21 protein-coding genes are annotated in these 24,274 nt (G+C 49.2%); 17 read left to right on the top strand and 4 right to left on the bottom strand.

What is annotated here, in order from left to right; genetic code table 11:
• Positions 1-17: 17 nt before the first annotated feature.
• Together nrdE and nrdH are read right to left on the bottom strand one after the other, a co-directional pair.
• Positions 18-2,189 (bottom strand): class 1b ribonucleoside-diphosphate reductase subunit alpha, encoded by a 2,172-nt coding sequence (nrdE, locus tag LHUE1_RS12620; protein ID WP_049169837.1) that lies wholly within the window; start codon positions 2,187-2,189, stop codon positions 18-20.
• 69 nt (positions 2,190-2,258) lie between these two features.
• The gene (nrdH, locus tag LHUE1_RS12615) at positions 2,259-2,489 is read right to left on the bottom strand and encodes a glutaredoxin-like protein NrdH (RefSeq protein ID WP_010488276.1); all 231 of its coding nucleotides are present in this window, start codon (positions 2,487-2,489) and stop codon (positions 2,259-2,261) included.
• Positions 2,490-2,807: 318 nt separating this feature from the next.
• Between nrdH and LHUE1_RS12610 the strand changes: the two genes are divergently transcribed.
• Together LHUE1_RS12610 and LHUE1_RS12605 are read left to right on the top strand one after the other, a co-directional pair.
• The gene (locus tag LHUE1_RS12610; protein ID WP_049169836.1) at positions 2,808-4,259 is read left to right on the top strand and encodes a helix-turn-helix domain-containing protein; all 1,452 of its coding nucleotides are present in this window, start codon (positions 2,808-2,810) and stop codon (positions 4,257-4,259) included.
• A 137-nt stretch (positions 4,260-4,396) separates the two neighbouring features.
• Complete coding sequence (locus LHUE1_RS12605; protein WP_010488279.1) at positions 4,397-4,723, top strand: hypothetical protein; 327 nt, start codon at positions 4,397-4,399, stop codon at positions 4,721-4,723.
• A 169-nt stretch (positions 4,724-4,892) separates the two neighbouring features.
• Here LHUE1_RS12605 and cls read toward each other — a convergent pair whose 3' ends face one another.
• Positions 4,893-6,362, bottom strand: coding sequence for a cardiolipin synthase (gene cls, locus LHUE1_RS12600; RefSeq protein WP_277848139.1), 1,470 nt, complete (start codon positions 6,360-6,362; stop codon positions 4,893-4,895).
• Between the two features lie 300 nt (positions 6,363-6,662).
• On the opposite strand from cls, the gene LHUE1_RS12595 reads away from it, so the two are divergent.
• Positions 6,663-7,265, top strand: a complete 603-nt coding sequence (locus LHUE1_RS12595) for a nitroreductase family protein (protein WP_025012382.1) — start codon at positions 6,663-6,665, stop codon at positions 7,263-7,265.
• 119 nt (positions 7,266-7,384) lie between these two features.
• Here the strand turns inward: LHUE1_RS12595 and LHUE1_RS12590 are convergent, their stop codons facing one another.
• A complete protein-coding gene (locus tag LHUE1_RS12590) occupies positions 7,385-7,783 on the bottom strand; it encodes a ribonuclease HI family protein (RefSeq protein WP_025012381.1) in 399 nt (132 codons plus the stop codon).
• Between the two features lie 24 nt (positions 7,784-7,807).
• Here LHUE1_RS12590 and LHUE1_RS12585 point away from each other — a divergent pair, with 24 nt between their 5' ends.
• The 14 genes from LHUE1_RS12585 (at position 7,808) to pyrE (ending at position 23,938) form a co-directional block, all read left to right on the top strand.
• Positions 7,808-8,212, top strand: coding sequence for an EbsA family protein (locus LHUE1_RS12585; RefSeq protein ID WP_049169834.1), 405 nt, complete (start codon positions 7,808-7,810; stop codon positions 8,210-8,212).
• 12 nt (positions 8,213-8,224) lie between these two features.
• The gene (locus LHUE1_RS12580) at positions 8,225-9,898 is read left to right on the top strand and encodes a formate--tetrahydrofolate ligase (RefSeq protein ID WP_049169833.1); all 1,674 of its coding nucleotides are present in this window, start codon (positions 8,225-8,227) and stop codon (positions 9,896-9,898) included.
• Positions 9,899-10,006: 108 nt separating this feature from the next.
• Positions 10,007-10,474, top strand: coding sequence for a signal peptidase II (gene lspA, locus LHUE1_RS12575; RefSeq protein WP_277848140.1), 468 nt, complete (start codon positions 10,007-10,009; stop codon positions 10,472-10,474).
• Entirely contained in the window at positions 10,471-11,391 is a 921-nt protein-coding gene (locus tag LHUE1_RS12570; RefSeq protein ID WP_049169832.1) for an RluA family pseudouridine synthase, read from the top strand. Before lspA ends, LHUE1_RS12570 begins: the two co-directional genes overlap by 4 nt.
• A gap of 360 nt (positions 11,392-11,751) precedes the next feature.
• On the top strand, positions 11,752-12,864 hold the full coding sequence (locus tag LHUE1_RS12565) for an IS110 family RNA-guided transposase (protein ID WP_138132191.1): 1,113 nt from the start codon (positions 11,752-11,754) through the stop codon (positions 12,862-12,864).
• Positions 12,865-13,331: 467 nt separating this feature from the next.
• Entirely contained in the window at positions 13,332-13,880 is a 549-nt protein-coding gene (gene pyrR, locus LHUE1_RS12560; RefSeq protein ID WP_010488286.1) for a bifunctional pyr operon transcriptional regulator/uracil phosphoribosyltransferase PyrR, read from the top strand.
• A 3-nt stretch (positions 13,881-13,883) separates the two neighbouring features.
• The gene (locus LHUE1_RS12555; protein WP_010488287.1) at positions 13,884-15,191 is read left to right on the top strand and encodes a uracil-xanthine permease family protein; all 1,308 of its coding nucleotides are present in this window, start codon (positions 13,884-13,886) and stop codon (positions 15,189-15,191) included.
• Entirely contained in the window at positions 15,178-16,119 is a 942-nt protein-coding gene (locus LHUE1_RS12550; protein WP_049169831.1) for an aspartate carbamoyltransferase catalytic subunit, read from the top strand. Before LHUE1_RS12555 ends, LHUE1_RS12550 begins: the two co-directional genes overlap by 14 nt.
• Before the next feature lie 8 nt (positions 16,120-16,127).
• On the top strand, positions 16,128-17,402 hold the full coding sequence (locus LHUE1_RS12545; RefSeq protein WP_049169830.1) for a dihydroorotase: 1,275 nt from the start codon (positions 16,128-16,130) through the stop codon (positions 17,400-17,402).
• Entirely contained in the window at positions 17,399-18,481 is a 1,083-nt protein-coding gene (locus LHUE1_RS12540; protein ID WP_277848245.1) for a carbamoyl phosphate synthase small subunit, read from the top strand. The genes LHUE1_RS12545 and LHUE1_RS12540 overlap by 4 nt, the downstream gene beginning before the upstream one ends.
• 2 nt (positions 18,482-18,483) lie before the next feature.
• Entirely contained in the window at positions 18,484-21,666 is a 3,183-nt protein-coding gene (carB, locus tag LHUE1_RS12535) for a carbamoyl-phosphate synthase large subunit (protein ID WP_277848244.1), read from the top strand.
• Between the two features lie 52 nt (positions 21,667-21,718).
• The gene (locus tag LHUE1_RS12530; protein WP_049169828.1) at positions 21,719-22,588 is read left to right on the top strand and encodes a dihydroorotate dehydrogenase; all 870 of its coding nucleotides are present in this window, start codon (positions 21,719-21,721) and stop codon (positions 22,586-22,588) included.
• On the top strand, positions 22,585-23,304 hold the full coding sequence (gene pyrF, locus LHUE1_RS12525) for an orotidine-5'-phosphate decarboxylase (protein WP_049169827.1): 720 nt from the start codon (positions 22,585-22,587) through the stop codon (positions 23,302-23,304). Before LHUE1_RS12530 ends, pyrF begins: the two co-directional genes overlap by 4 nt.
• Positions 23,297-23,938, top strand: a complete 642-nt coding sequence (gene pyrE, locus LHUE1_RS12520) for an orotate phosphoribosyltransferase (protein WP_049169826.1) — start codon at positions 23,297-23,299, stop codon at positions 23,936-23,938. The genes pyrF and pyrE overlap by 8 nt, the downstream gene beginning before the upstream one ends.
• The last annotated feature ends 336 nt before the right edge of the window (positions 23,939-24,274 follow it).

Below are 24,274 nucleotides of genomic sequence, written 5' to 3'. Positions count from 1 at the left end.
CCCCTGTTAAAAGATAATCAAATTGAGCAACTTTCACAAGCGTTGCTACCGATTTCTTCCTGGTCATCGGTGTAAGTCCGGATGTAGTAAATCGACTTGAGGCCTTTGTGATGTGCGTAGTTCCGCAAAATGTTCAAATCACGCGTCGTCATCTTGTCGGTTCGGCCGTCTTTCCACGGATAAAGGCCAGCAGGAATGGTACTACGCATGAACAAGGTCATCGCCATCCCTTGGTCAACATGTTGTTGAGCAGCGGCATAAACATCAATGACTTTACGCATGTCGATGTCGTAGGCACTTTGATAGTAAGGCATGGTGTCATTCGACAAACCAGGCGCCGGGTAGTAAATGGTGCCGATTTTCTTCTCTTGACGATCCTCGATCCGGTTAACAATTGGCTGCAAGGAGGCACTGGTATCGTTAATATAGCTGATCGAGCCATTAGGGGCCACAGCCATCCGGTTTTGATGATACAAGCCATCCTTCATCACACTCTCTTTGAGTGCTTCCCAGTCCGCCTGGGTCGGAATGTGAACATCCTTAAACAAGTCACGCACCTTGTCGTACTTAGGTGCCCATGATTGTTGGATATACTTGTCAAAATAACTGCCATCAGCGTATTTGCTGTTTTCAAAATTATGGAAGGACTCGCCACGTTCTTTAGCAATCTTGTTGGATGCCTTCAACGTGTAATAATTCAGCAACAAGAAATAGATGTTGGTGAAATCAAGGCTTTCCGGTGAACCATAATACATATGGTTCTTAGCAAAGTACGTGTGCAAGCCCATCGCACCAAGGCCGATGCTGTGCGCCATGTGATTACCGTGCTGAACAGATGGCACAACGTCGATATTGCTGTGATCGGTGACATAGGTCAATGCCCGAACCATGGCTTCAACGCTGTGACCAAAATCGCGACTATGCATCAAATTAGGAATATTCGTGCTGCCTAGGTTGCAGGAAACATCTGTCCCTAAGACTTCATATTCCTGTTTGTTGTTGAGCTTGGACGGTACCTGCACCTGCATGATTTCCGAGCACAGGTTACTCATGATGATTTTGCCATCAATCGGACTCGCATTGTTGGCAGTGTCGATGTTGATGATGTAAGGATAGCCAGATTCCTGCTGCAATTTGGAAATTTCATTTTCCAGATCGCGGGCCTTGATCTTGTATTTCTTAATGTCCGGATTGGCCACCATATTATCGTATTCCTTGGTAATGTCCACATACGAAAATGGCTTGCCATAAGCCCGTTCAACCGAATAAGGGGAGAACAGATACATATCGGCGTTGTCCTTAATAAGCTCGTAATACTTATCAGGGACAATCACGCCGAGGCTAAGGGTCTTCACCCGATACTTTTCATCCGCATTTTCCTTCTTGGCACCCAGGAAACTGATGATATCGGGATGGAAGACATTCAAATAAACCACACCGGCACCTTGGCGCTGACCCAGTTGATTGCTATAGGAAAAAGAATCTTCCAACAACTTCATGACCGGCAATACGCCACTTGCAGCACCGTCAATACCTTTGATTGGCGCACCGGCTTCACGCAAATTCGACAGCGTCAGGCCAACCCCGCCGCCAATCCGTGACAACTCAAGGGCAGAGTTAATGGCGCGGCCAATCGAATTCATATCATCGGTAATTTGCAGTAGAAAACAGGAGACCAGCTCACCACGGCGTTGCCGACCAGCGTTCAGGAACGAAGGGGTAGCCGGTTGATACCGCTGATGAATCATTTCATCCGCTAAGTCAACCGCTAGCTGCTCATTACCATCCGCAAAGAAGAGGGCATTGGCAAACACCCGATCTTTGTAGTCTTCAAGATACTGAGTGCCGTCGTCCGTCTTTAACGCATACTGAGCGTAATACTTATAAGCCGCCATAAAGGACTTAAACTGAAAATGCTGGGCCGTCAGAAATTGATCCAGCTTTTCCAGGAAGACCGGCTGATACTTTTTTAAAAAGTCGGCTTCATAATAGTGATGGTCAACCAAATACTTCAAGCGCTCTTGTAGCGACGAAAACTTCATCGTATTTGGCGCCACATTTTCGGTCAAAAAGGCCTGTAATGCTTCCTTGTCCTTATTGAGCGGAATTTGGTCGTTGACGGGAATATTGATCTCGTTGTTAAGGGCGTAATAAGTAACCTCGTCCGGACTGATTGTTTTTAATGACATGCTAATCCCTGCTTTCACTGCAATTTATCTTCATTCGGTTAAGTTCGATGCGATAAAAAAACTGGCTGTTCAGACAGCCAGTTGCTTCAAGGCATCCGGTCGAAACCCGGAGAATGAATCAAGCCCATCTGCTTCAAGAACAGGAACCTGCTGGAATCCCTTTTTCTTTAAGTAATCGATGTATTCAGGTTCCTCGTTGATGTTGTGTTCCGTAAATGGAATCTTGTGGGTATCGAGGTAGCGCTTTGTCATCCGGCATTGTGGACAGCCATTGCGCGTGAACAGTGTGATGTTACGCATAGGTATCATCCTTTCTTGTTATCTTATGTAGTTTAGAATACTCAATATTGGGGTGCATGTCAATGAAAAACACCATATCTTGGGGTTAATTTTTTTGATGCCCCAAAGCATATGGTGTCGACTTGATTTTCGCTTACTTTTAGTATAGCAAGATTGCATGCCAGACGCCAGTGCTAATCAATCATAGACTGACTTAAAGCGGCGAAAGCCTGCCCGTTAAGGAAACAGGCGTCTGAGACAAGTACACAAGCATCATTTATCCGGTTGCCGATCTTCTTTGCTATACTATAGCAAAAATTTGGAAAGGAGGTCGTCACCATGGCGTTTGAAGAATTGTTCCTAGACCGCGAAGAACGCGAGCGGTTGGCGCTTTATGGCGATTTGCGAGACGCGCCTAATCGGCAAATGAATATTGCAACGGCAGCGATGGCCCGCGGCGAGAGCTACCGGCAACTGCGACGGCAAATGGCGAAAGTCGCCGAGGATTTACATGCCATTGATCCTAGTGCGCCACCTTTATTACGTAGAGGGGATGGCAATATGACGGCACCCCCTTCGATTAGTCGGGTTCGCTACCGAATCTTTTTGTTTCGCCGTTCGCTTCCCGGAAAGCTTTTGGTCAAAACACTGATGCAACCTGACTTGACGTTGCCCATGTTATTAGAAGAAACCGGTTTCTCCCGGGCAGCTTTTTTCCGACGGATTTCCGCATTACGCGGGTACTTGCGCCAAAAAGAGGTCACCATTAATCTCACGCCTTTGGCACTTGCCGGCGCAGAGCCGCGAATTCGCCAAGTTTATCGCCAATTATTGTGGCAGCTAGTCGACACCCAGGATCCACTGTTTGCCACGATGATGCCGCAGTCCCGCCAGCTGGTTCAGTCTTTGCAGGCAGCCGGTTTGATTCGACCGGACTTCTCCGTCAAGCAACTTCAATTTTCGGCCAACATTAATCTGTATCGACTGCAGGCGAATCATTCGATCGGCAACACCCTGAATTTCGCGGCATTACAACCTCGCCCAGTGTTGCCTGATGAGCTGCCAGATGTCTTGGCACATTTACCCCGTGAAGTGGCGGAAGCCGAAATCCTTTATTTGTATCTCGGGCAGTGGCGGATTCCGCGTTTCCACACAGAACAACAATTCGACGCTGCCGGATTTGTCGGTTACCATGTTGCCCACAATACCTCGGCGTGGCAGACCGTCGAAAAAATCCGCACCGAATTCAGTCGTCATTTAATCGGTATTTCACCAGCAGTTTCCAAAGATCTAGCCTTAGCCGGCAATTTATTGAAAATTCTGATCAGTGAACGGATTTTTCCTGATGGCGCGTATATCGACTTAGCGAAAACTGCCAGCCCAATGCGGCCGCTTTTTCCACGTCTTGGCAAGGCGATTGAAGCCTTTTTTGCTCGAGAAGAACCGGATGAGAAAGTCCGTTCAGAGATCATTGACGGCTTCTATCAATTGCTTTGGCCGTTCATGACCGAAAGTGCGGTTGCCAATAAGCTAAAAGTAGCACTTGATCCGCTGATGCCACAGCCATTGTACGAAACCGTGCGGCTTAATCTTGTGCATCCCGCCTACATTCGCCTAGTTACCATTGACCAACATCCCGATTTCGTGATTTCCGCGCATACTTTGGCTGCAAGCGAGGAATCCAGTGTACCTGATACCCCGGTCTTTTATCTAGACAGTGAGCGCTTTGAAAGCTGGTCTGCGCTGTATCAAGTATTATTTCGTCGCTCACGCCAGCAGTTTCATCTCTGAAAAATGGGCAGGCATCACCGACGCAAGCTTTAATAGATTAGTAAGAACGCTGTTATCGATGCTTTTGTTAAAATAGGCGGCGTTGATGAAAATCCGGCGTAGGTGCATACTAAAAGTATTAGGAGATGACTGCGAACATGAAACGTGACAAGAAAGCAGACGAGGCCGCTGTCGTTGATATGAATGACACGCTGATGGACTATGCCCATAAACGCCAGCCACATGTCGAAGATCTGGCTGAAGAATTAGCTAACCGCGCTAAAGATGATCTGAATGCCATTGATGCCTACCTAAAAGATGGGGGCGAGGCCCGCAAAGAATATCAGGCTATTGCGGAAGGTTACCTGCGTGACAAATATAACCTGGAAGGCGACGAGTTAACGACTGCCCGTGACACACTTGTCCAAGCTGCCATCCACTATCTTCTCGGCCACACCAAGGCACTAGACGATTGGCAACGGTAATTAGCCGACTCGTCAAGTCTTCTTCACTGCCATTATGGCGATCAGCTAAACACCTATCATTATTTTGAAAATGCTATATTTCGGTCACAAAAACGCCGCCTCAGTGCCCCATGCTGACGCGGTGTTTTTGTGACAATATAGTTCAATTTCTGATGACTTACAGGCTGGCTTACAAAATCGGCGACAGGAGCCGAGAAAAGTCCTGTTTGAAGCGTAACCAGCGGCTTTGACTAGCGATAATCGCTGGTGTCAATAAGTAGCTCTGCTTCATATCCGCTTCAAAGATTTCGGCAAGTGCCCCGGCAACTTTACGATCATAAATAAAGGCATTGACCTCAAAATTCAGTTTAAAACTACGAATATCGAAATTGGCTGACCCGACACTGGCAATGGCATCGTCGACAACCACGGTTTTTGCATGCATGAAGCCATGTTGATAGTGGTAAATTTTAACGCCAGCACGAGCCAGATAGGTGGCATAGTACTGGGTCGCCCGGAAAATAAACGGATGATCGGGCATATCGGGAATCATGATTCGGACATCAATGCCCGACATGGCGGCGGAAACGAGCGCATCAATCACCGTGTCATCCGGAACCAAATAAGGGCTTTGAATCCAAACCGACTTGGTAGCGCTAGTAATCAGCTTGGTGTACCCTAACTTGATCTGCTGGGTAGGGCGATCAGGTCCCGATGCGACAATCTGAATCGGTGTGCTGCCAGCCGTCATGCTCTCGTTTGAGCGATTTTCGGTACTATCCTGCTCGACATTGTAGGCAATCTCGTCCTGTTCACCGACCGTCGCATTCCAATCCATTGTGAAGCGAATTTTCAGCGCATAAATGGTGTTACCGATGATACGCAGGTGGGTATCGCGCCAATAGCCGAATTTTGGTTTACGGGAAACATACTGATCGCCGAAATTGAAGCCGCCAATATAGCCGACGTGATCATCAATCACAACGATTTTGCGATGATCGCGGTAATTCAAGCGAAAGTCGGTAATCGGATGTTTGGAGCTAAAATAGCTCTCAGCCTGACCGCCGACATCGGTTAGTCGGCGCCACCATTTTGCCGAGGCACCCATCGACCCCCAAGCGTCATATAAAACCTTAACCGTCACGCCTTGTTTGGCCTTTTTAATCAATAATTGCTGAAACTGATTGCCTAATTCATCATTATAAATGGTGTAATACTCGACATAAATGTAGTGCTTGGCGCTTTCAATGTCGCGAAACAACGCAGCAAACTTCTTTTCGCCATCGGTATAAAGCTGAACCTGGTTATGGGCCAGCACCGGTGCCTGGGCCGTATTCAGGAAAAAGGCGGTCAGAGCTTTTGCCGCTGGAGTGTAATCAGTAGGAGGCAAAAGTTTATTTCGGGCATTTTCGTGTTTTTGAAGCGACACAAACGCTTTGACCCCAGACTCATACTCACGCTGAATCCGGCGCAGTTTTTTGGTCGAGAGTCCGCGACCCGCGAACAGATAAAAACCGAACCCGATGATTGGCAGGAAAATCAGCACCAGCAACCAGGCCCAGGTCGTCGAAATGTCGCGAACTTCACGAAGAACCGTAAAAATCGCACCCGTGGTGTTCAAAACCAAAATAATAATAATTAGCCAGGTGATCAGCGACATAGCGCACCTCCAAGAAGAATAGTTTCATTGTACCCAAGCCACCTATCTCTGTCACGTTAACGGAAACAATCCCTTATGGTAAATACGCTTAAGTGTGATCGTGACCTGATGATCGAGCCATATGTTGCACTTTCTGAAAAAATATCGCTCAAGGGGTTTACTTACTAATAGTGAGTTGGTACACTTACTTTTGTTCTGCTACATTTTTTTCGCATTGCCTTTCCTGATGGCTAGTGAATAGCTAGGTTATCGGATACATGCGTGACAATGTGGCCATTAATAGAAAAAGGTGGTTTTCCTGTGAATCAAGATCTTCTGAACCTTCTCAAGCAACGCCGTTCCATTTACGCACTCGGCAAAGATGTTAAGCAAAAAGACGATGACATCATCGAACAAGTTGAATCTGTCATTCAGGCAACACCAACGGCCTTCAATTCGCAAACAACCCGAGCAGTTTTCCTATTTGGCGGACAACACGACAAGCTTTGGGATATCGTGGTTAAGCGCTTGAAGAGTGAAGTTCCGACTGAGGAAGCCTACGAGGCAACCAAGAAAAAAGTAGCTGGCTTCAAAGCCGCCTATGCAACGATTATGTACTTTACCGATACCGACATCGTGAAGCAGCTGGAGCATGACTTCCCGCTGTACGCAGATAACTTTGCAACTTGGGCAGAGCAGGCTCAGGGATCGGCTCAACTCAACACATGGGTGGCCTTAGCTAACAATGGCATTGGTGCAAATCTGCAACACTACAATCCCATCATTGATGAGCTTGTCAGCGACGCCTTTGATATCCCGCAAAACTGGCAATTGCGTGCCCAGATGCCGTTTGGTTCCATCGAGGCACCGGCACAAGATAAGGATTATATGGATCGTACCAGCCAGTTTAAAGTATTCATGTAATCACAGGTGCTGAAGTCTTTCGGCTGAGGCGTCATTTTACTTTAAAAATCTATGTTCATGCCAAAAGAGGCCGCGATATTCCGAATAATGGAATGTCACGGTCTCTTTTTGGCGAAAAATTAACTTTTCGTCTCTGCTTCACGTAACCCTTGCTGCGCCAAGGTGTGGGCACCACGGTTTTGACGATCGGGCAACCAGTTAGGCAGCACAAGCGGAAACCGGTCAATCAAGGCCAGCAATTCTGCTGTTAAGGCAGGATAATGTCTGGCGTAGCGTTTCTCAATCGCCTGAACGACGAGCTTGGAGTCACTATAAAAGGCGACTGGCGCGGTTGTTAACTTAGCATCGATTAATAGTTCAAATCCAGCAATCGCAGCAGCAAATTCCGCCTCATGATTGGTCATCGGTGGTAAAGCGGCATGTCGTTGGATTTGCTGAGGCAAACCGCTGACCAGAATGCCAATGCCAGTCGGGCCTGGGTTGCCTTTTGTAGCGCCATCTGTGTATAGTTTAAGCATGATTTCTCCTAAGGAAGTGACAAATTGGCTGACTATCGAACACATTATCAACCTGCCTGGATCGATTTTAGCATGTTTTGGAGCGCGATCGTGATCGGTCTCAGCTTGGCGATCATCATCCAGCTGGAAAGTACGAAACCTTCATGGCTGGCGATTGCGATTGCGGCGATTACGATTTTGACGGCTATCGGCCAGATTTTGCTGCTTCGCCTGATTGCGACTGAAAAAGGCATCCGATTAACCAGTCTTTTTAAAAGTAATACGATCAATCTGTCCTGGAGCGAAATTGAGGGGTTTACGTCCGGCCATTTGACAGTTATGCTTAAAACCAAACAATACGGTCGGGTTTCGTTCCTGATGTTCGGTAAAAAACGAAAGCAAAAGATCGTGGCGTTGATCGAAAAAGGATTGGAAACATCAACTAAATAAGGAGTGTGTTGTATGTCTGATATTGAAATTGCCCAGGCCAATGAAGCGACCTCAATGTGGCCAATTACGAAAGTTGCAGCAAATCTAGGCCTGACCGATGATGATCTGGAACTTTATGGCAAGTCTAAAGCCAAACTTAGCTTCGCGGCTCTCAATGCGTTAAAAGACAAGCCTTTTGGCAAGCTTGTTTTGGTGACCTCGATTAACCCGACTCCAGCTGGTGAAGGCAAATCGACGATTACGGTTGGCTTAGGCGATGCGCTTCAGCAGCGCGGCCAGCATCCCGTCATCGCATTGCGGGAGCCATCATTAGGCCCGGTGATGGGGATGAAAGGCGGAGCAACCGGCGGCGGTTATGCGCAGGTTGTGCCGATGGAAGACATCAACTTACATTTCACCGGTGACATGCACGCTCTGACAACCGCGGTCGACACCCTCGCAGCCTTAATCGACAACCATCTGCAACAAGGCAACACACTTAATATCGACCCACGGCGAATTCTTTGGAAACGCGCTTTGGATATTAACGATCGTGCATTGCGCCACGTCACGATCGGGTTAGGCGGCCCAACCAGCGGCGTGCCGCGTGAAGACGGTTTTGATATTACCGTCGCAAGCGAATTAATGGCCGTCTTGTGTCTTGCGGAAAACATCGCGGATCTCAAAGCCCGCATCAGTCGCATCGTGATTGGCTATACTTATGATCGTAAGCCTGTAACCGTGGCCGACTTAAAGGTCACCGGCGCCATTGCCATGTTATTGCGGGATGCGTTGAAGCCAAATCTGGTCCAGACCCTGGAACATACGCCGGCGTTCATTCATGGCGGCCCATTTGCCAACATTGCCCACGGCTGCAATTCCGTTTTAGCTACCCGGACAGCGTTGCAACTGGGGAACATCGCCATTACCGAGGCAGGTTTCGGCGCTGACCTTGGTGGCGAAAAGTTCATGGATATTAAGACACCTGTTTTGGGTAAAACCCCGGATGCCGTGGTTATTGTGGCAACGGTTCGCGCCCTGAAATACAACGGTGGCGTTGCGTTAGCTGATTTACAACAGGAAAACCTGGATGCCTTGGCTCAAGGTTTTGCGAACCTTAAGCGGCATATTCACAGCATGCAGGGCTATGGCGTGCCTGTTGTGGTAGCCGTTAACCGCTTCACCAGCGATACAGATGCCGAGGTTCAGTGGCTTATCGATGCTTGCGCAAAATTAAACGTCAAAGCTGTTACCGCAACGGTTTGGGCTGACGGCGGCCGCGGTGGTTTAGCAGTGGCAGATGCGGTGTTGGATGCCTTGAAGCAGCCGGCAAGTTTCACGCCACTCTATGATGTGCATCAGGATGTCAAAACCAAGATCAAAACTATTGTGCAAAAGATCTACGGTGGTGGTGACGTTGTTTATGAAGGAAAAGCCAACGCTGCACTGCGAACGATCGCTAAAAATGGTTGGCAGGATTTACCGGTTTGCATGGCCAAGACCCAGTATTCATTGACTGATAACCCCAAAACATTAGGGGCACCTGAAGGATTTACGATTCACGTACGCGACATTATCCCTAAGCTTGGGGCAGGGTTCTTAGTCGTCATGACCGGAACCGTTTTGACCATGCCGGGACTACCAAAAGCGCCAGCCGCTTTAAACATGGATGTCACCGATGATGGTAAAATTTCCGGACTCTTTTAAATCATCCATGTTTTCGGCGCAAGATGTAACCGTCATTTTTCGAATGGCGGTTTTTCTTTTGGCGCGGTACACTTAAAGGCAAATGTCATTTATTCAGGGGGAACATCTGTGTTTATTTATGTGATCGTTGCAGCTGTCTTGGTTTTGATTGATTTTGTCATTAAAACCTGGGTGAGCGCGCATATTCCACTTGGCGAAAGCCAGCAACTGATTCCGGGCGTGATTGATCTCACGCACATCCGTAATACCGGTGCGGCTTTTTCCATGTTTGAAGGGAAACAGTGGTTCTTCTACGTCACAACGGTTCTAGCGTTTGTGGTCGTCGCGTTGCTTTGGCGTGATAGCCTGCATAAGCCGGTTTATCGGCTGGGCCTGACACTGATCACGGCAGGGGCGATTGGTAACTTCATTGATCGACTGCGGTTTCAATACGTCACGGATATGTTTCACCTTGAATTTTTGGATCAGTGGCGGTTCAACGCTATTTTTAATTTTGCCGATATGTGCATCACATTCGGGGTGATTCTGGTTTTGTTGTTTATTTTATTTGATCGCGACAAGGCGGTGTCCGCATGACCGAGACCTTTACCATCACGACTGAACAAGGGCGCATCGATAAGGTGATCACGGCCCATGAATCGACCCATACCCGCAGTCAGGTACAAAAATGGCTTCAGGACGGCTTGGTCACCGTTAACGGCCAGCCGGTGAAAGCCAATTATAAGGTCTCGTCAGGAGATGTCATTGCCGTTTCAATTCCGGAAGCACGACCCTTAGAAGCCGTCGCAGAGCCGATTCCGCTTGATATTGTCTATGAAGATGACCAAGTGATCGTGGTTAATAAACCTCAAGGCATGGTTGTCCATCCCGCGCCGGGCCATCCTGACGGCACATTGGTGAACGGCCTGCTTTATCATACTGACTTGCCTGGCATCAATGGCGTCATTCGGCCGGGGATTGTGCACCGCATCGATAAAGACACCAGCGGCTTGTTGATGGTCGCCAAAACCGAAAAGGCCCAGTTGAGTTTGTCGGCGCAACTTAAAGCCAAAACGTCCATTCGTGAATACCTCGCGTTAGTTCACGGGACGTTTAAAGAAGATGAAGGCACAATCGATGCACCGCTTGGCCGTGATCCGCGTGACCGCAAACGACAGGCGGTGGTTGCTGACGGTCGGCATGCGGTTACCCATTTTCAGGTGCTGGAACGATTTGCCCACTATACCTTGATCAAATGCGTTCTGGAAACCGGCCGGACGCATCAGATCCGCGTGCACATGGCTTACATTCACCATCCGGTAGCAGGCGATCCTTTGTATGGACCTAAACGCACACTCCCAGGCAACGGCCAATTTCTCCACGCCGCCAAGCTCGGTTTTGTCCATCCAACCAGCGGTAAACGCTTAACTTTCACGGCACCGGTCCCCGAAGTTTTCGAAAAAACCTTAGTTGATCTGCGCGCAGGCATTGACAAGACCCGCAACGTCCGGTAATCTTAACTCAATCAAACAAGCACCTTTAACTAAGTCCAGTGAGGCTTAGAAGGTCCCTTTCCGTTGCGGCGGATTATTCAGGCTACGGTCGCCTTCTATCCAAATTGGATGGGAGGCGCTTTTTGTTTGAGCGCGAACAGGAGCGCTTAGAAATCGGAGTGTAAGTGGCCTTGGGCGTGATGGCCCGATTTTGGCCATTGCGACCAAGGTCCTTACACGGAGATTTCTGCGACTGTGAGCGCGTTATAGATAATATGAAGTGACCCCCTAGATTGTCGACTCGGGGATTTAGACTGATAATGGTGTTGTGTTAAAACGAACCATACAATCATTACCCCATGACAATAGGAGGTCACTCACATGGAAAGTATAGTTTACGTCGGGATGGATGTCCATAAAGCCACTTACAGTCTATGCGCGTTAGACAAAGCAACGGGTGCGCTCTTAGCTGAGACCCAGTGCGCTTCAGAGCCAAAATTAGTCGAAAAATTTATTAACGGATTAGCTGAAGAACTGGAATCAGACACAAAATTCGTGACCGGGTATGAGGCTGGTATTTTAGGATATTCACTCTATCGTTCACTCAAAAACTTAGGCATTGACTGTATCATTCTGGCACCGACAACGATGTATAGTTCCGCTAAGAACAAAATGGTCAAAAATGATTCAATGGACGCGCGAATGATCGCCAAGAATCTTGCAGCTAATACGTATTGTGCCGTTTATGTCCCTGATGAAGCGGATAACGAGGTAAAAGAATTCATTAGACTACGTAAAATGATGAAAAAGGACCTCATTAGAGTGAAACAGCAAATCGGCATGTTCCTTCTCCGTCAAGGATTGAAGTGCTCAGCATCCAAGTGGACGCTGGCCTATATGGATTGGCTAAAGAAAGTCCCATTGTCTCCGGTATTACGGTCAGTGCTTGACGAAATGACGCTGCAGAAATCTGAATTAGAGGAAAAGATTGCCCGCTACGACCAGACCATCGAGACGTTTGCGAACAGTGAACGTTACACCAAGCCCATTCACGCGTTGACAAGTATGAAGGGATTTAAAACCACAACAGCCATGACCATCCACATCGAGATTGCGGACTTCAAACGTTTCAAAACAGCTAAAGCGTTTATGTCTTACGTTGGGCTAAATCCGTCAGAACATTCAAGCGGCGATCATACCATCAAAGGGGGGATTTCGAAGCAAGGTAACAGTATCGTCCGCACAACCATCATTGAAGCCACACAGGGATTGGTCAAGGGCAGCATTGGGTACAAATCAAGAGCCCTAAAAGCACGCCAAGCAGGACAAGAATCAGCCGTTATTAGCTATGCCGATAAGGCAGGCGCTCATCTTCATCGCAAATTCACGCGGATGCTTACTCAAGGAAAATCATATAACGTGGCAATCGCCGCAGTCGCCCGAGAACTCGCTGGATTTATCTGGGGTATGGAAACTGGCAATATCAACTACTGATCACCAAAGCGCAATTGAGCCCGAAGATTCAAACAACAAAGATGACAGCAAGAAGTATCAAGGACTAAAGCGTCACGATATTGTCGCTGGTAGCAACAAGCGTCAGAATTCAACGGTCTGGCTATTTACGAGCGTTCTATTTTGGCACAGGCTCGCCCTGGGTATGGCCATATCTAGAGACAAAGAGTTTGTGATCCACGACTATAGATTAGATTCTAAAGCCTTCGACGGGACCATTAACCTGGGGTAGCCAATCCCCGTATAACAGAGTGGTTAAATGTCGAGAGACAACGGAATTCTGGAGCTTGTTAGTGCCAACGACAATATCGAAAATCTTATAAAGATGGGGTTGACAGGGGTCACTTCATAACAGAACGCGAAAGCCCAAGCTCCTAATCGCCTCCAATAGAACAGCCCCACGCAAATCCCACACCAACCAGCATACATACAAGAAAGGATGGCACATCATGACACAGTCCAAACAAGTAGTCGACGAGGTAACGATGAAACGCGCATTGACCCGAATCAGTTATGAAATCATCGAACAAAACAAAGGCTTGAACGATCTCGTTCTTGTCGGCATTAAAACACGAGGGATTTATCTGGCCCACCGCATTGCCAAGCGACTTGAACAGCTCGAAGGCCTTCAGGTACCGGTCGGCGAACTGGACATTCGCTTTTATCGCGATGACGTTCATAAAATCGATCACGAACATCAACCCGATGTTGAAGGTGCGCAGCTGCCGGTTAACATCACTGGGAAGCACGTCATCCTGGTAGACGATGTCATTTTCACTGGCCGCACCATCCGCGCGGCCCTGGATGCCTTGATGGACGAAGGTCGCCCGCGCAAGATCAGTCTGGCAGTTTTAGTTGATCGCGGTCATCGCGAGTTACCGATTCGTCCTGATTTCGTCGGCAAAAATATTCCAACCTCCCTTGACGAACAGATTCAGGTACAGGTTGCGGAACTTGATGGCAAAGACGGCATCAGCATCGAGAAGATGGGGGACTAGTCAATGGCTTTTCACAACGATGAAGCGGTGTTGGACATCGGCGACAAGCCGAAGTTCGGTCAATGGGTGGGCTTATCCATCCAACATCTTTTCGCCATGTTCGGGTCAACCGTGCTGGTACCGATTCTGGTCGGTTTGGATCCAAGTATTGCCTTATTCTCAAGCGGGGTTGGCACTTTAGTCTATATTTTGATCACCCGCGGTAAAATTCCGGCCTACATGGGATCAAGTTTTTCATTCATTACCATCATGCAGGCGTTGATGAAAGGTGCCGGTTATCCCGCGATCGCACAAGGCACCGTCGCTGTCGGGGTTGTTTACCTGATCGTGGCATTGATCGTCGCCCGCAGCGGGTCGGCTTGGATTGATCGCGCCTTACCGCCAATTGTCGTTGGGCCGATTGTCATGGTCATCGGGTTGTCACTGGCCGGCACTGCCGCAACTGACGCCACCATGCGAACGATTTCCGCGACCAAAAGCGTGTATGATTTGCGCTACTTCGCCGTTGCCATGATCACGTTGGCTTCGGTCATCATTTACAACATGTATCTCAAAAAATTCATTAGCTTACTACCCATTCTGCTGGGGATTGTCACGGGTTATGTTGTAGCGCTGTTGTTTGGCATCGTGGACCTGACCTCGGTTCAGCAAGCTGCCTGGTTTGACCTACCGAAGTTCGAGTTGCCATTCATCAGCTACAAACCGCAACTTTACTGGGGTGCAATTCTCTCAATGGCGCCCATCGCTTTTGTCACCATGACCGAACACATGGGCCACATCATGGTCCTCAACAAATTGACAAAACGCGACTTCTTTAAGGATCCGGGCCTGAATCATACTTTGGCAGGGGATGGCACGGCTTCCATTATTGCCGGTTTCGTCGGCGGCCCACCGGTGACCAGTTACGGTGAAAACATCGGGGTGCTTGCCATGACCAAAGTTCACAGTGTCTATGTGCTAGGCGGCGCTGGCATGTTTGCCATCCTGTTCGCCTTCATTGGTAAGTTAAGTGCTTTGATTCGCAGTATTCCAAGCCCGGTCATCGGCGGCATCAGCTTCCTGCTGTTCGGCGTCATCGCTTCCAATGGCTTACGGGTTTTAATTGACAACAAAGTCGACTTCGACAAAAAACGCAACCTGATGATTGCCTCGACCATTCTTGTGATCGGTATCGGCAATGCCAGCCTGCAATTCGCCGGGTATCAATTCTCCGGCCTTGCACTGGCAACCGTGATCGGAATCTTCCTGAACTTTGTTTTACCAGAACATGCCGCTAACGAAGAAGGGGCAGAAAAAAATGACCTTATCTAATCTCACTGATACACCATTTAAAGATTTTGTTTCCGCTGAACAAGTTGACGAAAAAAGCGCCTTGGCACTAATTAACCGGGCCGAAGACTTCAAGGCTGGTCAGACAGTTCATTTTCCAGAGCCGATCTATGCTGCCAATTTATTCTTTGAAAATAGCACCCGCACACACACCAGCTTCGAAATGGCCGAACGCAAACTAGGGTTGACCGTTATTCCCTTTGATCCCGCCCACAGTTCGGTTTCGAAAGGCGAAACCTTGGAAGATACGATCAAAACGATCGGTGCCATCGGTGTCAACATCGCTGTCATGCGTCATTCTAAAGACGGCTATTACAAAGAACTCATGGGCGCCTGGCCGACAACTGCCATTGTCAATGCCGGTGACGGTGCCGGTCAGCATCCATCCCAAATGATGCTGGACTTAATGACGATTCACGAAGAATTCGGGCATTTTGATGGCTTGAATATCGGAATTGTGGGTGATCTTAGCCACAGTCGGGTTGCGCGCAGCGACATGCAGATGCTTCACAAACTTGGGGCGACGCTGCATTTTGCCGGCCCACAACAGTGGTATGATCCTAGCTTTGATCGATATGGCGACTTCATCAGCGTGCCGGACCTAGTCAAACAGGTCGATGTTTTGATGTTGCTGCGGGTTCAGCTTGAGCGGTTTAATACTGACAACCGCGAAGCATTTTCCAAAGAAAGCTATCATGCGAAATACGGTATCACGGATGCTTTAGCCAAAACCATGAAGCCCAATGCCATTTTCATGCATCCGGCACCGGTCAACCGCGACGTTGAGTTAGCTAGCGACTTGGTTGACGGTCCGCGCTCACGGATCTTCACCCAAATGCAAAATGGCGTTTTCATGCGGATGGCGATGCTTGAGGCGGTCATCAACGCCCGTCACTTCGGAGAGGAGTAACTTTACTTATGCTCATCAAAAATGCCCATATCATCAGCGATACCGAATACACAGCGGATATTCAGATCACCGACGACAAAATTACGGCGATCGGCCAGCAACTTGCTGCCCGCAGTGATGAAACCGTCATTGATGCCACCGGTGCAACAGTCGTTCCGGGACTGATTGACGTCCATGTTCATTTTCGCGAACCTGGCTTTACTGCTAAAGAAACGATTAAAACCGGGGCTCAAGCAGCCGCACATGGCGGATTTACCACTGTTGTTGCGATGAGCAATCTAAAACCTGTTCCCGACACAGTCGCCACCTTGACGCCGGTATTGGCGAAAAACCGGAGCGATGCCAAGATTACCGTCCGGCAGTTTGCCCCGATTACGCATGACTTACATTCAGATCAGCTAGTCGACATGCCGGCGTTGCTGGAAGCAGGCGCTCTGGGCTTTTCCAACGACGGCGTTGGCGTTCAGGATGCCGATACAATGTATCAAGCTATGAAACAGGCGGCTAAACTGAAAGCACCGATTGTCGCCCATATCGAAGATGCCAGTCTCATGCACGGCGGCGTGATCAATGCCGGCCCGGTTGCTGAGAAGTTGAACCTGCCTGGCATCATCAATCAAACCGAAAGCAGCCAGCTGGCGCGCGATCTGGACTTGGCAGAAGCCACCGGTGTTCATTACCACGCCTGCCATGTTTCAACTCGCCAAAGCGTAGCCTTGATTCGCGAAGCCAAAAAACGCGGCGTTCACGTCACCGCCGAAGTTTCGCCACATCACTTACTACTTGATGAAAATAATATCCCAGGCGATAATCCGATGTTCAAGATGAACCCGCCCTTGCGTTCCCGCGCCGATCATCTGGCCTTACTTGAAGGCTTGCAAGACGGCACACTGGACATGATCGCCACGGATCATGCCCCACATACAGCTGCAGAAAAATCCGGTTCCTTTAAAACCGCGGCATTCGGCATCGTCGGTTCCGAAACCGCCTTTCCACTGCTTTACACCAAACTGGTCAAATCAAAAATGTTCACGCTTAAGCAACTGATTGCCAAAATGAGTACGGTTCCGGCAGGGAAGTTTGGTCTGCCAGGCGGCCATATCACGGTAGGTGGTCCCGCCGATCTGACGATTCTCGATCTGGACACCACTTACACCATTGATCCTGCCGACTGGTTCTCCAAAGGCAAGAATTCACCATTTATCGGCGAAAAGGTTCAGGGCCAGGCCTTGTATACGATCAGTCGCGGGCGGATTGCCTATCAAAAGGGAGGACAAGCATGAAGCGCTATTTAATTCTTGAAGACGGCAGCGTTTTTCCTGGCGTCGGCTTTGGTGCGGAAACCGTCACAACCGGCGAAATTGTGTTTAATACCGGTATGAGCGGTTATCAGGAAACGATTACCGACCAAAGTTACAACGGCCAGATCATTACCTTCACGCAGCCGCTTATCGGCAATGTAGGGATCAACCGCGATGATTATGAAAGCATTGATCCCACCGCCAAAGGCATCGTGGTGCGCGAGGTAGCCCGGGTCACCGGTAACTGGCGCAGTCAGATGACACTCGATGAATTTCTTAAACGCAAACATATTCCGGGCATCAGCGGTGTTGACACCCGTGCTCTGACCAAGAAAATTCGAGAAGTCGGCGCCATGAAGGCCAGCATTGTGGATGCAGCCGATGAACATGCTTTTGATCAACTCAAAGCGTTGGTGCTTCCGAAGAATCAGGTGCAACAGGTTTCGACTCAGCAAGCCTATCCGGCACCTGGTACCGGCCGCACTGTCGTGGTCATCGATTTTGGTCTCAAACATAGCATTTTACGGGAATTGGCCAAGCGCCAATGCAACGTAACCGTGTTGCCAGCGACGACAACAGCTGCCACCATTCTTGAGTTGGCCCCGGATGGCGTGATGCTGACCAATGGCCCCGGTGATCCAAAAGATGTGCCGGAAGCGCTGGATATGATTCGCGGCATTGAAGGTAAAATTCCGTTATTCGGGATTTGCCTCGGCCACCAGTTGTTTGCTTTGGCCAACGGCGCTGATACTTTTAAGATGAAATACGGTCATCGCGGCTTTAATCATCCGGTTCGCGAGATTGCGACTGGACGCATCGATTTTACCAGCCAAAACCACGGCTATGCCGTTGATCCGGACAGCATTGATCCGGACACTTTGTTAGTCACCCACGTTGAAATCAATGATGGTACGGTAGAAGGCTTACGCCATCGGCTTTACCCAGCCTTCACAGTTCAGTTCCATCCGGATGCTGCTCCGGGCCCACATGACGCCGACCATCTTTTTGATGAGTTTATGGAAATGATGGATGCATTTTCAGATCGTACGCAGAAAGGATAATCATGCCAAAACGTCAAGATATTCATAAAATCTTAGTGATCGGCTCAGGTCCGATTATCATCGGGCAAGCCGCAGAATTTGATTACTCGGGGACTCAGGCTTGTCTTGCCTTACGTGAAGAAGGTTATGAAGTTGTTTTGGTAAACTCCAATCCGGCCACCATCATGACCGACACGGAAATTGCGGATCGGGTTTATATCGAGCCGTTAACCGTCGAATTCGTCAGCCAGATCTTGCGTAAAGAGTTGCCAGATGCCATTTTGCCAACAATCGGCGGACAAATCGGTCTGAACCTTGCCATGAAGTTAAGCAACACCGGCATCTTGGACGAGCTCGGCATCGAATTACTGGGCACCAAGCTCAGCGCAATCGATCAAGCCGAAGACCGCGAATTGTTCAAAAACCTGATGCAAAAACTCCACGAGCCGGTTCCGGAATCTGCCATCGCCAACAACGTCGATGAAGCGCAGGAGTTTGCTGACAAAATCGGCTTTCCTGTTATCATTCGCCCGGCCTTCACCATGGGCGGCACAGGCGGCGGTATTGCCGATAATGAAAAAGAGCTTGCCGAAATTGCCGAAAACGGTTTGAACCTGAGCCCGGTCACCCAGGTGTTGATCGAGCGTTCCATTGCCGGCTATAAGGAAATCGAATTCGAAGTCATGCGCGATGCTTCCGATTCCGCCATTGTGGTCTGCAACATGGAAAACTTCGATCCAGTCGGTGTGCATACCGGCGATTCAATGGTCTTCGCGCCAACACAAACGCTCACGGATAAAGAAGTCCAGATGTTGCGTGACTCAGCTTTGAAGATCATTCGTGCGTTGAAGATCGAAGGCGGCTGCAATGTCCAGTTTGCCCTTGACCGCAACAGCTTCAAGTACTATGTCATTGAAGTCAATCCCCGGGTTTCCCGCTCCAGCGCGTTAGCTTCCAAGGCCACCGGTTATCCGATCGCCAAAATGGCCGCTAAAATTGCAGTCGGCTTGCATCTAGACGAAATCAAGAATCCGGTCACCAAGAAAACCTGGGCTGAATTCGAACCGGCCTTGGATTATGTGGTTACCAAATTACCGCGTTTCCCATTCGATAAATTTGAAAACGGCGACCGCACCCTCGGCACTCAGATGAAGGCCACCGGTGAAGTCATGGCGATCGGCCGAACGCTTGAAGAAAGTCTGCTAAAAGCGGTACGCTCACTTGAAGTCGGCCTCATTCATCCCCGTCGTCCGGCTTTTGCCAAGCTTAGCGACGATGAATTAAGTAAGCATATCATTCAAGCCAACGACGAACGGCTCTTTTATCTGGCTGAAGCATTTCGGCGGGATTACACCATCGATGAAGTCGCCGAATTATCCAAAATGAACCCATTCTTCCTCGACAAGATTAAACACATCGTCGAATTGGAACGGGAACTGGCTGCGCATAAAGCCGATTTGCCGTTGCTCGCTGAAGCAAAGCGTTATGGTTTTGCTGATGAAGAAATTGCCCAGCTTTGGGGCTTACATGCGGATCAGATTCGGCAGATGCGCAAAGAACAGCACATTTTACCGGTTTATAAAATGGTCGATACCTGTGCCGGCGAATTTGCCAGTGATACGCCGTATTATTACAGCACTTATGAAAGCAGCACGGATAGCTTCAAAAGCGATAAGCCGAGCGTCTTAGTCATCGGTTCCGGTCCGATTCGGATTGGCCAGGGGGTCGAATTCGATTATGCAACGGTTCACAGCGTTAAGGCCATTCAAAAAGCCGGCTATGAAGCCATCATCATGAACAGCAATCCAGAAACGGTTTCCACTGACTTTTCGATTGCGGATAAGCTGTATTTTGAACCCTTAACCCTCGAAGACGTTCTGAACGTCATTGACCTGGAACAACCAGAAGGCGTGATCGTGCAGTTTGGCGGCCAGACAGCGATTAATCTGGCGGAACCACTGGCTAAACGCGGCATTAAAATTCTAGGCACCTCCGTTGAGGATCTTAATCGGGCGGAAGATCGGGATCTGTTTGATCAAGTCATCAAACAATTGAAGTTACCGCAACCGGAAGGCGGTACCGCAACCGATAAAGCCGGCGCACTGGCAGTTGCAGACAAGATTGGTTATCCGGTTTTGGTTCGGCCAAGTTACGTATTAGGCGGTCGGGCGATGGAAATCGTGCATGATGCCGATGAATTAGCCAGTTACATTGATCGGGCTGTGTCGGTTTCCCACGACCATCCGGTTTTGATTGATCACTATCTGGTCGGAAAAGAATGCGAAGTTGATTGCATCTCCGATGGTGAGACAGTTGTTTTGCCGGGAATCATGGAACATATCGAACGCGCCGGCATTCACAGCGGCGACTCGATGGCTGTTTATCCGCCGCAAACCTTCAGTCAGGACATCATTGACCAGATCACCGATGCAACGATCAAACTTTCACGGGCTTTGAACTGCATCGGCTTGATGAACGTCCAATTCATCATTCATCAAGGCAAAGCGTATGTCATCGAAGTCAATCCGCGGGCCAGCCGCACGGTTCCTTTCTTAAGTAAAGTAACCAATGTCAAACTGGCGCAAGTTGCGACCTTGGCGATTCTCGGATTAAGTCTGAAAGAGCAGGGCTTTAAAACGGGCTTACTGCCAAACCAGGCAGGAATTCACGTCAAAGCACCAGTGTTCAGCTTCTCCAAGTTGAATCACGTTGATAGCTTGTTAGGACCGGAAATGAAGTCCACCGGCGAAGTTATGGGCAGTGATACAACCCTAGCCAAAGCCTTATACAAAGCATTCGAGGCAGCCGGCATGCACTTGCCGCAATTCGGCCGCGCATTAATCACGGTTAAAGACGCTGATAAAACCGAAGCAACCGAACTGGCCAAACGGTTCCGTGAAGTCGGTTACCAGCTGGTCGCCACCAGCGGCACAGCCAAAGCATTTGAAAAAGCCGGGATTACAGTTGAGACCATCGAGAAACTTGATAGCGGCAAAGAAACTATTTTGGAGGACATTGCCGACCGCAAGATTCAGCTGGTGATCAACACCATGACCGCCGACAAGAAGACCTCAAGTGATGGGTTCCGCATTCGGGAAACTGCTATCGAACATGGCGTACCATTGATGACCAGCCTCGATACCGCAGATGCCATTTTGAAGGTCTTGGAATCACGGGCATTTTCGATGACACCAATTAGAAGTTAAAGCCGACAACTGCCGGCAGCAGCAGCCGTTACAACAAAGGAGGCAGCGTCACATGATTGAATTACCCGGCTTTACGATGAAGAATCCGTTCATGCCCGCCAGCGGAACATTCGGTTTTGGTGAACAATACGCCAAACAATATGATTTGAACCTGCTGGGGGCATTGGTGACCAAATCAACCACCTTATTGCCACGGGTTGGCAACCAAGGCAAGATTTTCGCTGACGGCCCGAGCAGTACGCTGAATGCCGTGGGGTTGAAAAATCCGGGATCCGAGGTTGTGTTACGCGAAAAACTGCCTTGGTTGGCAAAAAACTATCCTGATCTGCCAATCATCGCCAGCATTGCCGGTGCCGATGTTGCTGAATATGCGGCGGTTGCTAAAAAATTGAGCGCGGCCCCAAATGTCAAAGCTTTGGAAGTTAACATTTCCTGCCCAAATGTGAAACAAGGTGGCATGGCGTTTGGTACGGATCCGGTGGTTGCTGCGGCCGTCACGCGCGCTGTCAAAGAAGCCAGTTCGGTCCCGATTTTCGTTAAACTCACGCCTAATGTCACTGACATCACCGTGATTGCTAAAGCAGTCGAAGCCGCTGGTGCAGATGGCATCTCCTTGATTAACACGCTGGTGGGTATGCGCTTGGATATCCACACGGGTCAACCGGTTTTGGACAATGTCACTGGCGGCGTGTCCGGTCCGGCAATCTTCCCGATAGCACTGCATCTGGTTTATCAGGTTGCCCACACTGTTCATGTTCCAATTATCGGCATGGGTGGGGTCAGCTCCGGTCACGATGCTGCCGAGATGTTAGCTGCAGGCGCCCAGGCAGTCGCAATCGGATCGGCCAATTACTATGAAGAAAAGGCAATTCCTAAAATTGCCGCAGCATTTGCACGCATTCAGGAAGGACAGGCGGTATGACACCTATCATTGCACTCGATTTTAAAGATCAGGCGACCACACTTGATTTTTTGGCACGTTTTCCAAAAGATAAACGGCTTTTCGTCAAAATCGGGATGGAACTTTTCTATGCTGAAGGGCCGGCGATTATTACCGCCATTCAGGCAGCACACCCGGTTGACATTTTCCTCGACCTAAAATTGCATGATATTCCGAATACAGTTGAAAAAGCCGCTTGGCAATTAGGCAAATTAGGTGTGGCGCTGACAACCGTGCACGCAGCCGGCGGTAAGGAAATGATGCTAGCGGCTAAACGCGGCTTGTTGGCAGGTGCCAAAGCCGCGCACCATCCAGCACCCAAAATGCTCGCCATTACCCACCTGACCTCAACCGATCAAACCATGTTGGAAAACCAATTATCCATCGATGTGCCACTTAATCAAGCAGTTCAACACTTGGCGGCCATCGCGCAGGCCAGTGATGCAGACGGCGTTGTTGCCAGTGCCCTGGAAACGCCATTGATCCGCAGTGTGACTAAACCTGAATTTCTCGTGGTCACACCAGGCATCCGGCCACAGGGTGACGCAATCGGCGACCAAAAACGGGTCGTCACACCGGGAAGAGCCAAACGGTTAGGTAGTTCGGCCATTGTTGTCGGCCGCCCGATCACACAGGCGCCTGACCCGGTAGAAGCCTATCAATCGATCAAGAAAGCGTGGGAAACAGCACATGACTAAACTAGAAAACCAAATTGCCAGCGATTTACTCCGCATCAAAGCCGTCACATTACGTCCCGAAGAACCATTTACTTGGGCAAGCGGGTTAAAAAGTCCAATTTATACCGATAATCGTCTCACTATCGGTTACCCTGACGTTCGCAGTAAAATTGCGGCCGGCTTAGCCCAGGAAATCGTGGCTCATTACCCGGACGTGACGGCCATCGGTGGGGTGGCCACTGCCGGGATTCCGCATGCGGCTTTAGTCGCCAATCTGCTGAACTTGCCATTGGTTTATATTCGGAGTAAGCCTAAAGACCACGGGCAGGGGAGACAGATTGAAGGACACCTTCCAGAAGACGCCAAGCTGGTCGTCATTGATGACCTGCTATCGACGGGCGGTTCCGTGCTCAGTGCCGTGGCCGCAGCGCAAAAAGACGGTGTCAACGTTCTGGGGGTCGCAGCAATCTTCAGTTATCAGCTGGCAGCAGTGACCGCTAACTTCGCCAAAGCAGGCTTGCCATTCTTCACGCTGACCAACTATACGGCGCTCATTCAAACTGCTGAAGCTCAAGGCGCCATAACGACTCAGCAGCTAAGTTCCTTACATCAATGGCGTGAGGATCCCGCCAAGTGGGGCGATCGGTTCCAATAATCGCTAGGCCGTCGAGCATATTCATCAAAATTTAATCGGAAAGGCCCTGTCAGCAATGTCGATTTTCAACATTGCTGACAGGGCCTTTCTTTGTTGAAATGTTTCTAAAGCTACGATGACGTTTTGCAATTTTCGTGCGTTGGCTATGACTATCATTAAAAGTGTAATTGCAAACATCTGAGTATACGGACTGTTTCATATTAAGCATAGTGCTCCCTGATAACGATCATTGAATCACAATCATGTCTAAAGATGGCCAGCAAATACTGAACATGCCCTTTTAAAATTGAATTAATACGCGGGTTTCCCTTGATCTAAAGTTCACGTATTGACGGC

This window comes from Lacticaseibacillus huelsenbergensis, from assembly GCF_029726355.1.
Classification (GTDB): domain Bacteria; phylum Bacillota; class Bacilli; order Lactobacillales; family Lactobacillaceae; genus Lacticaseibacillus; species Lacticaseibacillus casei.
Note: the sequence above shows the minus strand (reverse complement) of the source record. Positions and strands in the feature narration are given on the sequence as shown.

Excerpts from the sequence above, each read along its gene's own strand:
- carB (WP_277848244.1), top strand. The coding sequence starts at position 18,484 with ATGCCAAAACGTCAAGATATTCATAAAATCTTAGTGATCGGCTCAGGT.
- LHUE1_RS12540 (WP_277848245.1), top strand. The coding sequence starts at position 17,399 with ATGAAGCGCTATTTAATTCTTGAAGACGGCAGCGTTTTTCCTGGCGTC.
- pyrE (WP_049169826.1), top strand. The coding sequence starts at position 23,297 with ATGACTAAACTAGAAAACCAAATTGCCAGCGATTTACTCCGCATCAAA.
- LHUE1_RS12570 (WP_049169832.1), top strand. The coding sequence starts at position 10,471 with ATGACCGAGACCTTTACCATCACGACTGAACAAGGGCGCATCGATAAG.
- LHUE1_RS12555 (WP_010488287.1), top strand. The coding sequence starts at position 13,884 with ATGGCTTTTCACAACGATGAAGCGGTGTTGGACATCGGCGACAAGCCG.
- nrdE (WP_049169837.1), bottom strand. The coding sequence starts at position 2,189 with ATGTCATTAAAAACAATCAGTCCGGACGAGGTTACTTATTACGCCCTT.
- LHUE1_RS12550 (WP_049169831.1), top strand. The coding sequence starts at position 15,178 with ATGACCTTATCTAATCTCACTGATACACCATTTAAAGATTTTGTTTCC.
- LHUE1_RS12590 (WP_025012381.1), bottom strand. The coding sequence starts at position 7,783 with ATGCTTAAACTATACACAGATGGCGCTACAAAAGGCAACCCAGGCCCG.
- LHUE1_RS12580 (WP_049169833.1), top strand. The coding sequence starts at position 8,225 with ATGTCTGATATTGAAATTGCCCAGGCCAATGAAGCGACCTCAATGTGG.
- LHUE1_RS12610 (WP_049169836.1), top strand. The coding sequence starts at position 2,808 with ATGGCGTTTGAAGAATTGTTCCTAGACCGCGAAGAACGCGAGCGGTTG.
- LHUE1_RS12565 (WP_138132191.1), top strand. The coding sequence starts at position 11,752 with ATGGAAAGTATAGTTTACGTCGGGATGGATGTCCATAAAGCCACTTAC.
- LHUE1_RS12545 (WP_049169830.1), top strand. The coding sequence starts at position 16,128 with ATGCTCATCAAAAATGCCCATATCATCAGCGATACCGAATACACAGCG.
- nrdH (WP_010488276.1), bottom strand. The coding sequence starts at position 2,489 with ATGCGTAACATCACACTGTTCACGCGCAATGGCTGTCCACAATGCCGG.
- pyrR (WP_010488286.1), top strand. The coding sequence starts at position 13,332 with ATGACACAGTCCAAACAAGTAGTCGACGAGGTAACGATGAAACGCGCA.
- LHUE1_RS12605 (WP_010488279.1), top strand. The coding sequence starts at position 4,397 with ATGAAACGTGACAAGAAAGCAGACGAGGCCGCTGTCGTTGATATGAAT.
- cls (WP_277848139.1), bottom strand. The coding sequence starts at position 6,362 with ATGTCGCTGATCACCTGGCTAATTATTATTATTTTGGTTTTGAACACC.
- LHUE1_RS12530 (WP_049169828.1), top strand. The coding sequence starts at position 21,719 with ATGATTGAATTACCCGGCTTTACGATGAAGAATCCGTTCATGCCCGCC.
- pyrF (WP_049169827.1), top strand. The coding sequence starts at position 22,585 with ATGACACCTATCATTGCACTCGATTTTAAAGATCAGGCGACCACACTT.